Source organism: Bradyrhizobium sp. BRP56 (assembly GCF_020194035.1).
In the GTDB taxonomy this organism is placed as follows: domain Bacteria; phylum Pseudomonadota; class Alphaproteobacteria; order Rhizobiales; family Xanthobacteraceae; genus Bradyrhizobium; species Bradyrhizobium australafricanum.
In genome coordinates this window covers 1-11001 of record NZ_JADYVV010000124.1, presented here as the reverse complement: position 1 = coordinate 11001, position 11001 = coordinate 1, and the positions used below count along the sequence as shown (strand labels likewise).

The window sequence follows — 11001 nt, the reverse complement described above, 5'->3', positions numbered from 1 at the left end:
CCCCGTCAACAGAGTCGCCGACCTGCTCCCGTGGAATTGGAAGGCGACCCAACAGCCCAATGCGGCTGCTGCCTGAGGCGCCGCGGCAGACCGGCGCGACTGCCCGGGGTGCTGGCCGGATGCGTACCACCGACCGGGATTCAATGGCGACCTTCTCCATTGGTTATTGGGCTGGATTTTCGTAAGGAAGGCGTCCTTGAAGCCGACCGGGCCGAGGGCGAAGTTCGGGATGACGAGCGACAAGAACCCCGGCTTGTGGATGATCGGGAAGTCACCGTCGGTCCTCAAATGAAGGGCTTTGCCGGGACAGGTGTGAACCTGCCGCTGATGCCGGGCACCTTTCCGGACTACCCTGCGCCTATTGTCCGCTATGAGACGGGTTGCGAGCGCGTACTCATGCTGGCACGCTGGGGTACTCCGTCCAAACTAGCGAGATCTGACACGTGGCGATTGAAAGATACATCGTTGAGAAGCAAGCCGGCCAGATTAAGACGGCCTTGGGAGGCATTCTCAAGCTCGTTAAGGAGAAGGGAATCGGCAAGGTTACTCTGGTGGTACCCAACAAGAGGAACTTCGAAGACCTCGAATTTGCGAAGGCGCTAGGTCCGGCTGCTAAGGCCTTGGCAAAGGGGCAGCGCGTGGGGGTGACTGAGGGGGTACCGATGGCGCTCGAAAGCGCTTCGACTTTTAGGGACCACGGCGGGGCAGGGACTTTTGGTCGGGGTCCACATATCAACGAAAGACATGGCGAAGCTCGACGACGCGTGGGGCGCACAGGCGATCCTGTATCTACGATGGAACAACGACGAAGCTCAGGAGTGGAAGGCGACTTGGCAGCCCAAGACGATTGGTCCGAAGGGCGAGGAAGGGCAGCCAGGCAGCCTTTCGGAGCCGGTCGAAGAGGCGCTGAAGCGCCTAACCGGCATGATCAACCTTAGCACAGGATTGAGCCATCCGCTGGATATCGCAGAGTCTTGGGCATCAAAGTATTCTTCGATCTCACTAACCGCTCTCTGCTCCCATTCGTCGGCCTGCGTCAGCAATGAGACTCGCTGGAGTGGGCGGAATGCTGCGGCTTGACGGCACAGCGAGGCTATTGCGCGGTAGCGACGCACGTTTTCCTGAATTGCCGATCCTGTCATGATTGATTTGCCCATTCAGCTTACAGCGCGAACATGAGGCGGATCGATTTTCGATTGGTTAGCGGCCGGCCCTGAAAGCATCCATGGTTGGCAAACCCTTGCGATTTCTGCCTCCTCAACGCAGGACGTCTGATTTCCTAGCCGTTCAAGACAATCCACGTGAGATAAAAGCGCGGTCTTCCTTGGCGGGAGTTCACATGAAGCTCTCCGTGACGAAAAATACGGGCAGGGGTGGCGGACTGAGTTTGCCCATCGGCGACGAGCAAGGTCAGTACATCGCAAAATTCCCTTCGTCCAATCTTGTCGGATTGTCGGAAAACGAGTTCGCCGTTCTGGCGTTGTCCGAAATCCTCGGAATGACGTGCCGGAACGCGAGCTTGTCGAAAATCCGATTTCGAAGGAATTCCCGAAGAATTCAACACATTGTCGATCGGCAAGGTCTTGCTGGTGAAGCGTTTCGACCGTGGACCCAAAGGTACCCGAATTCACATCGAAGATTTCGCTCAGGACCTTTGGCCGGCAGCCACTGGCCGCGACAATTACGACCCTGAGCTTGGCTCAGGTGTTTCCACATGACTGACGCGGAGGCCAAGACGGCCTTCAAGGCTATCCGCGGGCCGATATCGTGGGCGGCGAAGGTAAGGTTGCTGAGTCGACGGCGGCGGCTGAATACTCCTCAGCCTGATTGTGCAAGCGCTGTCGAGGCTGTACGCCTCCTGACGATTGATCCGGCGCATGTCGGAGCGTTCATGCAGGCAATCCCAATAGGCGGCTCGCTATTTCGGCGACGTGAAGCCCGCCAACCTCAAGAGGATCGCGTTGACCGCCGTTTTGCCCGTAACCAGAACGGCCAGGGCAAGGTCGCCATCCGCGAGCGCGGCGGCAATTCGGTCCCGTCCGTGTTCGGTTCCGAGAGGCAGGCCGCCGCTTTCATCAAGGCCGGGATCGCCAAAAGCACGGTCGTCAACGCCGACGAAGGGCGCGCCGGGCTGAGATCAATAGGCGTCGCGATGGTCCTCGATAAAGCGGAAGCTCACGTCCGGCTTCCGGCAAAAATCGCAATCAACCTCTTATGTCTCGCTCCATGCGCGGCCGTTCGTTCTCCTGGCGCAGCAGAGCGCCATTTCTGCCGTCACTTTCGGAATGAAAGCAGCGGGGGATGTTGGTCGTGGAGACGATTGCGTCGAGAGGGACTGCCTGCGCCGGGATGCCTGCCAAGGGCAGTCGCAGACCTCATCGTGACTGCGTGACCAGCTCGAGCTGGAGCGCGGCCAGAACGCTGATGTCGTGGCGGTGTTCGACGGCCTCGCCCGCAGCCTGCGCGGCCTGTACCAAGGTTGTCTCTTTGCGTTCGGTCATCAGTTTGTCGGCTTCGATTTGGGCCAGCTGCTTTTCACGCTCATGCGCGGGGAGCGCGGCGGCATCGTCGCTGTTCGTCTCGATAAGTTCGTTCACCTTTTCGGTCAGAGTGTCACGAAGGGCCCAACAAAGCAGCCCAATCACATCGGGAACCTGCCCAGATGCGGTGCCCACAACCCGCGTGTTCGCATCGGGGACGACAGCAATCAGATTGTGTTCCTGGAGGGTGTAAGGCCATGCGATCTCGCTCGCGTTGTCATCAATCATGGCCGATATAGATGGCGCCCCACGTTCCGCCAGTCGTGCGATCAGCGCCGCGGCGTCTCGCTTCTTCGCCTCACTGGGAAATGGCGCACTGCGGATCTGGTGGGCGTGGGCTTCGAGCTCGCGGATGCGCAGGCGCAGACGCTCGAGCGCGTCAATGATCCGCTCGCCTCGCTCTAGAATCTCCGACAGCGTGATTGGAGAGACGGAGGCAAGGCGCGCGGGCGACGGCAGGCCGCCGGGAGCCAGAAAGGCCCGGCAGCGGGATGCCAGGATCCCGCAGTTCCGCATGCGGGCAGCAGCGGTCGCCTCTCGAGCAATGAGGCGACGCAACTTTTCGGTCAGCTCGCTGGCTTGCTTGTCGAGGTCACGGACTTGCTTGTCCTCCTTGTCCGCGCCGGGACGATGGGCGCTGCGAGTCAATATCAGCTGTTGGCGGTGGCTCTCGACGCGATGAAGCTCGGCACGCGTTGCGCGCATCTGCTCCTCAACCGGCAACCACGTTGAACGCGCATCCGCTGCACGATCCACGATCGCCTCAAAACGATGCCGAGCGCCCTCATCGGGCAGCAGGTCGGCGGCGTCATTATGCAAGAAACTCTGGAAACCTATGTGATCATTCACTTGTCGTCTCTCGCCGTTCCGTATCAGATGTCCCATTTTCGGGGCAATGGCTCGCCGTGCATATTTCTATCCCGCTTTCCTCCTCCCGATTGTCATCGGTGTGACGTCGATTTACAGATCGAACCAACGTCAAGGATTGCGCTCGCTGCGGTCGACTCTCGGGAGGAGGGTGCTCTCGCTATTGTCAAGCTCTGTCAATCAAACGACGCCAATTGACCGCCGCCGACGACGAAATGTGCTGCTGCTCAGCTTGGCAAGAAACACCTTGCGCTGGGGCCTGAAGCGAGTTGATCTCCGATGGATGTACAATCGGCTTGATCTCGACGAGGGCCTGATCTGGCGGCGGGCTCGGCAACGATGGGTCCATGTTGCTATGGTCTAGGTGGAGGAGCCAGCCCCGGTTAGGAATCGGTTGGTCGTCACCTCCCGATGGCATCATTCCACACCAGTCGTTCAGCAAGCTCTTTGACCGACGAGGATAAGCGCAGCCTCCGGCTTGGCTGTCCTGCGGAGGTAACGGGATTAAGTCCAGGGGCAGGTTCATCGCGAATTTCTCACCGATGTAGTTTGAACAATGCAAGGCAAGCCAGCCACGGCTCGGTGACCAAGTTCTGGCCGCTGCTCAATGGGATGCATAGGCAATGACAGCCTGCGCCTGGTGCGGAGGTGGTCGGCTTCACCAGCGGGCACCATAAACCTTCGTATCGTTCCATGCCCCCTTTAGATGCCCGGCGTTTCCCTACGTTCAATTGAGCCGCCGATACGATGGTCTTATTTTCAGGATGCGCGGTAGCGCCCCGCTATCGCTGCCCTCCTTGGGCGTTCCTCCCTAGACTTGGGTCGCTTGCGGCAACGTGGGCGGCCCTTCTTTTGTAAGCGGTAAGAAGACGCCATCAGGCGGTTGGTTCCACCGCATGAGCGCGTACCCGCTGCTCTGCAAGCCATAAGCGATACGCTGAAGCGTTACAGCTAACCAAGCGAAGGATCGACATTCTTCATCTTCATTGTCCGAAGCAGTGTTGCGGGCTCGCCCTGGCTCGTCGCCGCCGAAGTCTATGTCGGGCCTTTGTTTGGCTACGGCATTGAAGCCTGGCCCCAATGTCGTGCCGCTGGTGCTGCTCTTGGTGCGGCTGTTGGGGCAGAAGACAGTTGATCGATCGATGTGGCAACTGTGCCAGAGCCTATTCCGTTCTGGCATCTCTGCTGGCTGTGTCACTGGAGTCAGACCTTTTAAAAGTAAGCGGCAAGCTGAGCCCGTCAGTCGGCGCGGCTCAATGGCATGACTGCAGGCCAGCTCACAGCTCGCGGGCATTCACCTCGAGGTCACCGCCCAGTTGTTGAAATTGAAGTTCATTCCTCCTGGTGAAGAAGTAATCTCGACACCGTATTGGACACTACCAACCTTTATGTCGCCAAAGTAGCCCTTCGACTTGATCCACTCTAAGACGCTTTTGATGTCCACCGTGCCGTTGTTGGTCTTCGAGGTGCGGAGCAATGAGATGACCTTGTGACCGTTGAAGCCTTCAAACACGTTCCAGGTCGCTCCACCTATGTTGACATTGCTGTAGACCGGGATCGCGGCTCCCGAAGGGGCGTAATGATACGAGATTGGCTTAACGTTGCCGCCACCGTCGGGATTTCCGGTGTAGTTTGTCCAGAGCATGATTTCGTGCTCGTTTGAGGTGTCCCAAATATCATAGGCGGTGTCCCAAGCGCCACCGGTAGGCACTTGCTGGTTGAAGCTCGAGGTCAAACTCTTGATGGAGCTGAGCGGCTTTCCGACGTTGAAAGTCTCGTGCGGATAGCTCTTGATGCCGGGAGTGTTAGGCTGGTTCGACCACACGCCCCACTGATTGGCGGCGCTCACTGAAATCGTTTGAGGCCCAGCGCCCGCCCCCCATACGTCGTTGTTCCAAGAGTGGATACCGAGTGAAAAGCTTCCGTATGGAGCGCTCGACCTCCAAATCGGAGCTTTCGCCGACCCTGGCGCGGCAACTGATGATGGCCTGGCTTCATTCACGACCTGCGTAAATCGGTCATGATCCTCCTGTGTTTGGACGTCTCCCGTTGGGGACCCTGGCGAACCCGCACCATTTATCCGATTGGCCTCCACAGCGTCTCCTATCTGTTTTGAGAACAAAGTCTGCTGCATACCCGCCGAGCACGTACCCCCAGGGTTCGTGGCCGGTTCGGTCGCAGGCGGCGTCGATAGCTAGAGACTAGGCTCGAATGCTAGGACGGTTGGCTTTCGAGAAGCTGACGAGTTCGAGACGAAAAAGTGAACTCCGTCCCGGTTTTCCGTCTCGGATGAGAACGCTCCATTTGGATGGCCAGCCTCGTTCGAACATACTCGGAGCGAACGTCCGACAAGGAGTGGGAGCACGCATTTCATGTGCCGAAGCCTGCAAATTTGGTGGCTGCTTCCAATTTCAATAACCGGCGACACCCTTATCGCTCATCGGTCTTCATTCGACTGAAAAGGACGAGGTGGGGTAGCTACCGGCGCAGGTGTAGCGGTCAGCCGAAGGCGGAAAGAGCGCGATGCAGAAGCAACATTCGAATCGGAATGCGATGAGAAGTCGTCGGGCCGCATAGGAAAGTCTTGAGTGAGCTGCTCCTTTTCGGCGATCAGCCGAACTCGTTCGGAGAAAAGAGCGAAGAACGGCTAACCCTCGGCAATGCCTCCCAGAAGCGCAATCTATCCGCTCCACTCTCGTAGCCGAGCTGGCTAATCATGATTGGCTCGCCGCCGACGATCAGGCTGAGAGATAGCCGCTTCGCCCAACGAAGTGAACCCGCGGGGGGGGGGCAAACAGATTGAACATATCGTCTTTAGAAGCAAGTGTTCGGCCGTGAACCTACGATACGTGACGCCGCAATTTTGGTGGGGCCAGATCACACATCCGGTAAAAGCAGAAGCCCTCGCTCCGTTCATGCGCTCGATGATCTGGCTAAAATCTGGTGCCTCGAACAGGTTATCGGTGTCGCTCCGGCGAAGGCCGCCATGCAGGCTGTAATGGAGAGTGAAGACATAGGCGTATGCCGTGCACGAGCGCTTTCATTGAAGTGCTTTTCATTGCCACCGCCACCCTCGTCCGCTACCAATGCGTTCGTGATCACATTCACAGTGAGGGTGCAGAGCGCAGTCCAGATCAAGCCCGCTGGCGTGCCGCTCCCGCGGTTCCGCCATGGCGCAAGCTGTGACCAGTCAGTTTGCACGATTCGCCCTTCGCGTTCTCGACACCACGAAATTCCGCACGGCCTGAAGGGGATGGCGATCATGTGCAACAACGAAAGAGATCCAGCCCTGCGCAGCGGCTTTGCTGAGCGGCAGACCTGACGCCCGCCGCGAGCGCCAACTTGGGTCAACCGTTCGCATGGCGACGAGATGTCGCTTGGTTCCAGCACCACTGCATTGATCCGGTGCAGGAACGCCATCGGCGCCCTCGGTGTCTACCAGGCTACATGCTAATTTGCGGAAACATGGCGATCCGCCCAGATCGCATGTTTCTGCTCATTGGGAAAATGTTTGACCGTCGGCCGAGGGCGATGGCCGCGGCAGGATGGCGTGCCAACGCGGATCGCCGTGCCCCTGCGCCATGTTCGGCCGACAAGGACAACCGCGAGGATCAGGTGGGCTGATCGGTGATATGCATGATTGAGAAATAATTGTCCGGGTGATGCAGAACATCGTCGGCATTCACATGTGAGAGCGTGATCGAATTGCCCTCTCCGAGATCAACGACCGTAGTATCAGGGCCAGCCGCCTTGATGTGACTGGCAAGATCGGCAAGCGTATGAATACCGGTGTGATTGATCCCGTCCTCAATATTCAGTTTATCTCCCACCGTGAAGTCCATCACGAAATCCTTGCCGTTCCCACTCGTGAACATGAAGTTGTCGTTGCCCTGATTGCCGAACAGAACATCGTTGCCCTGACCGCCGTACAGAAAATCGTCACCTGCACCACCATGGATTGTGTCGGCTCCCTGATTGCCTTCAAGCTCATCGTCGCCCCCACCGCCGGAGATCAAATCGTTCCCGCCTAGACCCTGAATAAAGTCGCTATCAGCAGTCCCAACGATGTGATCGTTGGTGTTCGTACCGCGGAATGCCATGTCATATTCCTTCGTCGTGTTTTGCCAGGGGAGCCGTCGCGGAAGTGATCAGGCTCGCGCTGATGGACATACACATCGGATCTGACGAAAACCTGACTTGGCTATGCCGTTGCAACACGTCATGCAATGGCGAGCCGTTGTGCAAGTGGTTTCGATAGCCTAGCGGCTCACACTTCTAATGCCGCATGATCAAATTGGTACGCGAAGTGGCGAGGTCGGTCCAGACAGGTGGACAGGACAACACCGGTCGTATCGGGGTAAGCGGCGAAGGCTTGATCACGTAGACCGGCACTATTGGCAAACAGGCAAGTTCGTGCTTGGGCGCTGTTCTCTCCACGTGGCAGACTGGACTTTTGCGAGGATGGCTTCTGTTGGCGGTCCAGCGCACCAAATCATTCTAGCGGCAGCACCGAAAGTGCCGCAATTCCAGACCATCAAAGATCGAGAAGTTCTGGTGCTTTGATTGTCCGCTTTTTGTACTGCCGTTCGCCATGTGGCGCACGCTTCCATGAGTCGCACCTAGCAGTGAGGAGGCGCGTCAGCTTCTCGACAGCTAAATCGGCTAGACTGGAAACGTGGAAGTATTTTGTCCCTGCAAAGCGACGTCAAACTGACGGATTGGGATGGTCCGACCTGAAGACAAAACCGTTGGATGGTCCAGACGTCTCGCGGACGCACTACGCTATGCACCCGGGAGCATTCGAGCTTCTCTGCTCAATCGCGCCCTGCGCGATCAGATCTGAGCACCTAAGCCGGTGTTCCCGCAATTATAGCGTAGGGACAGCTCGCGCATTTGACGGTAAGGCTGTCAAGGGAGAATGAAATGGATCCATCTAACAATATCAACCCATCCGCCGCTCGCACGTGCTTCGTCGAGCCGCAAGAGGCAGGGCAAGCAAACTTTGAGCAGCAGCTTGGACAGATTGAGCCAATTCACCAAACAGCAGCTCCACTGGAGGCTGGATCATCCGGGATTGTGACGGACGGCAATAAGCGAGCGCGGGCTATTCAAGGTAGCGAAAGGTGCGCGGCTGAATCCTTTGTTAGAACGCGCGCTCAACTAGCCGCAACGCTGACCTGTGCAAACGTCGGGGCGCTCGGACGGGAGATCGAGCTGGCTGCTCAACAAGCAGCACATTGGCCAACTACGACTGGGCAGTCAGCCGGCAGTGTCGATCGCAGCCGCATTTTCGATGACGTGGTGGCATCGTCGTATGCGCAGCTGCAACGTTTTCAAGACGACGCCGCCCATTGCAAGCCGCATGCGTTGGAGCATCAGAGCGCGGCGGACCATTTGCGTTTCATGGCGGCTTTGCGTTACGAGCACGCCCCCTGGAACATTTGGGGAGGGCAACGACTTGATCTGGGTCGCACGGCGGCAGGGCACATGAGGGGAGACACAAATTTTTCGCCCTTTGTGTCACTGTCCGAGGACGCCTCGCGACTGCTGCTTTCGCCGGACGATGCCAACGAGTATGGCGCGAAAGCGATCGCGGAAAATGCGAACGAGTTGCACACCTACACGGTGCCGAGGGCCGCTACCTGGACGTCCCAACAGATCGTCGAGATACTTGAGGACGGGACTGAGAATGATGAACCCGATCTGGCATGGGTGAGCGATACGCCAACAGAGGAGCGCGAGGTACTGTTCCTGGGCGGCAATCTGGATGACTATCGGGCCGCTAGCGAACCGAATCCATACAGGAAGCTAGAGACGGAAGGATGAGTGGGGGAGGATCCGGAGGGAACATTTGTGCTGCTGATCTCGAAAGAGTAGATGTCGGCCTGGCCCCAGCTCGTGGAGAACGATTCCTCGGCGTTGACGCGATAGTCGTCGCCGTCGCGCGAGGCTTTGGACACATTGTACCACCAGTGCCCGCCGGTGGCGCGTTCGCTGGTGGAGTAAGTCCCGAGGAGGCCGCCATTGCTCTCGGCGGATAGCGCTTCGGCGATCCGGCTCGGCCCCGGCATCACATCTACACCTGTGGATCAGTTCGAGGCAAGAGACACAAAACACGTACTTTCCCGTTGTGGCTCCGATCGGCCGGGCAGCCCGAAGTTGGTGGGAAAAAGAGTGAATTCGCGACTGCAGCTAAGGCTGCAAGTACTAGCGAACTCAACAGTAGTTTGGACGCGCCGGCGGCCTGCTGTCCGGCGTGATGTATTCGCTCGTGGCGATCGATCAACCTTTTTACCCTTCGCCCACGCACCGAGGCTCGCGAGCGATAGGCCTGACGACGAGCCACTGGTCAATATTGAGCCGTCGATCATCTCGTTGATGCGCGATGTTGTCGCCGCTGCTCCTTTCTCCGGCGCTGCGCTTTCCGAGCGAAAGGGCTAAGGCTTACACCGTTGATGGCGAAGTACGGTCGTCCATGAGGGTGGACTAATTTCAGCGAATTGCAGGCCGAACTCGCCCGGGGCAGCCAGGATCGTTTGCTCTGCTACGCCTTCGACCTCCTGTGGCTGCTCGCCTAGGGCTTGCAAGACGCCGCAATCGAGCGCAAGGCCATGTTGCAGGGGCTCTTCGACACCTGCCAGCTCGAACCGCCGGTTTCTTTTCAGTGAGACGTCAGGGTGATGGACAGAAGCTGTTCGAACACGCGGCGAAGCTCAATACGAGGGCATTATCTCAAAGAAGATGGACGCGCCGCACCGCTCTGACCGCAACGAAGCCTGGCTGAAGGTCAAGACCGTCCGGCGGGCGAGTTTCTGGTTATCGGATTTATCAAAGGCCACGAGTTTCGCCGCGACGAATCTCGGAAAACAGGAGGGCAAAAAAATGATCCACGTGGGCAAAGTCGCGACCGGTTGAAATCGGACGACGTCGAGCAAGATCCCCGAAGGCGCTGGACAGTGTAATTAGTCCAAAAAGTAAATTGAGTAAGCCGCTCAAGAAGCGCAAAGCGACCTGGGTAGAGTCTATTTTTACAGGCGGAAATCGAATGCCACGGACATGACCTCCGAAGTCTTCTTCGCGCGAGTACGCTCAAAGTATTATCGCGGTCGTAACCTAGGTTGTGGAAACGATCATTATAACTTCATACGCTCATCGCAAAGGTGAGCCCTCAACGCTCCCGAGAAAATACGGAGCGCATTATGAAGAAAACCAGAAATAGGGCGAAGCAAACCACATCGCTGCAGGACCGGCTCAATGCGTTTGCCGACCATATCTTCCACAAGGCAGCGCGGCTTCCGCCAGGCGTCGAGCGCGACCAGCTGCTGAAGCGTGCGCGGAGGGCGGAGATCGCAGCTGACATCGATCAATGGGTATCGTCTTCAGGTTTGCAGTCGCCAACATAGGGCTTGGAGACTTCTCCTCCTCCAAGTTCTGTAAGGGCCCTCGTATCCGGCGGGGGCCCTTCGTTTGTGTGCCGAGTATGAACGACAGCTTGGAGGTGGAAGTCCTCTACCCAGCCTGATGGCGGCGAAGGGTTAGCGAAGCGCAAGGGCATCATCGCGAGGTGGGGTCTGAAGAAAGCGTGGAGCAAAGC

General features: G+C 57.9%; 8 protein-coding genes and 2 pseudogenes. 7 read left to right on the top strand and 3 right to left on the bottom strand.

The features are described from left to right. Positions 1-306: 306 nt before the first annotated feature. From I6F38_RS42370 to I6F38_RS42355, 4 genes and pseudogenes are all read left to right on the top strand, one after another. Positions 307-420: pseudogene (locus tag I6F38_RS42370) on the top strand (SOS response-associated peptidase); the annotation flags it as partial. Between the two features lie 324 nt (positions 421-744). Next, complete coding sequence (locus I6F38_RS44345; protein ID WP_346657177.1) at positions 745-1080, top strand: hypothetical protein; 336 nt, start codon at positions 745-747, stop codon at positions 1078-1080. Between the two features lie 205 nt (positions 1081-1285). Further along, positions 1286-1649, top strand: a pseudogene (locus tag I6F38_RS42360) (HipA domain-containing protein); the annotation flags it as partial. Positions 1650-1714: 65 nt separating this feature from the next. Continuing rightward, entirely contained in the window at positions 1715-2392 is a 678-nt protein-coding gene (locus tag I6F38_RS42355) for a hypothetical protein (protein WP_225164567.1), read from the top strand. Here the strand turns inward: I6F38_RS42355 and I6F38_RS42350 are convergent. The 3 genes from I6F38_RS42350 to I6F38_RS44165 form a co-directional block, all read right to left on the bottom strand. Then, positions 2376-3389, bottom strand: a complete 1014-nt coding sequence (locus tag I6F38_RS42350; RefSeq protein ID WP_225164566.1) for a hypothetical protein — start codon at positions 3387-3389, stop codon at positions 2376-2378. The genes I6F38_RS42355 and I6F38_RS42350 overlap by 17 nt on opposite strands. A 1312-nt stretch (positions 3390-4701) precedes the next feature. Beyond that, positions 4702-5541, bottom strand: a complete 840-nt coding sequence (locus I6F38_RS42345; protein WP_225164565.1) for a glycosyl hydrolase — start codon at positions 5539-5541, stop codon at positions 4702-4704. A 1477-nt stretch (positions 5542-7018) separates the two neighbouring features. Continuing rightward, entirely contained in the window at positions 7019-7507 is a 489-nt protein-coding gene (locus I6F38_RS44165) for a hemolysin-type calcium-binding protein (RefSeq protein ID WP_194456249.1), read from the bottom strand. An 823-nt stretch (positions 7508-8330) separates the two neighbouring features. On the opposite strand from I6F38_RS44165, the gene I6F38_RS42335 reads away from it, so the two are divergent. The 3 genes from I6F38_RS42335 (at position 8331) to I6F38_RS42325 (ending at position 10810) form a co-directional block, all read left to right on the top strand. After that, positions 8331-9233, top strand: a complete 903-nt coding sequence (locus I6F38_RS42335; RefSeq protein WP_225164564.1) for a hypothetical protein — start codon at positions 8331-8333, stop codon at positions 9231-9233. Between the two features lie 915 nt (positions 9234-10148). Then, complete coding sequence (locus tag I6F38_RS42330) at positions 10149-10322, top strand: hypothetical protein (protein ID WP_225164563.1); 174 nt, start codon at positions 10149-10151, stop codon at positions 10320-10322. 284 nt (positions 10323-10606) lie between these two features. Next, positions 10607-10810: a hypothetical protein gene (locus I6F38_RS42325; protein ID WP_225164562.1), complete on the top strand. Its 204-nt coding sequence runs from the start codon at positions 10607-10609 to the stop codon at positions 10808-10810. Positions 10811-11001 lie beyond the last annotated feature (191 nt).

Bases quoted from the DNA above. Each gene is read 5' to 3' on its own strand.
- I6F38_RS42330 (WP_225164563.1), top strand. From the start codon at position 10,149: ATGGACGCGCCGCACCGCTCTGACCGCAACGAAGCCTGGCTGAAGGTC.
- I6F38_RS44165 (WP_194456249.1), bottom strand. From the start codon at position 7,507: ATGGCATTCCGCGGTACGAACACCAACGATCACATCGTTGGGACTGCT.
- I6F38_RS42345 (WP_225164565.1), bottom strand. From the start codon at position 5,541: ATGCAGCAGACTTTGTTCTCAAAACAGATAGGAGACGCTGTGGAGGCC.
- I6F38_RS42325 (WP_225164562.1), top strand. From the start codon at position 10,607: ATGAAGAAAACCAGAAATAGGGCGAAGCAAACCACATCGCTGCAGGAC.
- I6F38_RS44345 (WP_346657177.1), top strand. From the start codon at position 745: ATGGCGAAGCTCGACGACGCGTGGGGCGCACAGGCGATCCTGTATCTA.
- I6F38_RS42355 (WP_225164567.1), top strand. From the start codon at position 1,715: ATGACTGACGCGGAGGCCAAGACGGCCTTCAAGGCTATCCGCGGGCCG.
- I6F38_RS42335 (WP_225164564.1), top strand. From the start codon at position 8,331: ATGGATCCATCTAACAATATCAACCCATCCGCCGCTCGCACGTGCTTC.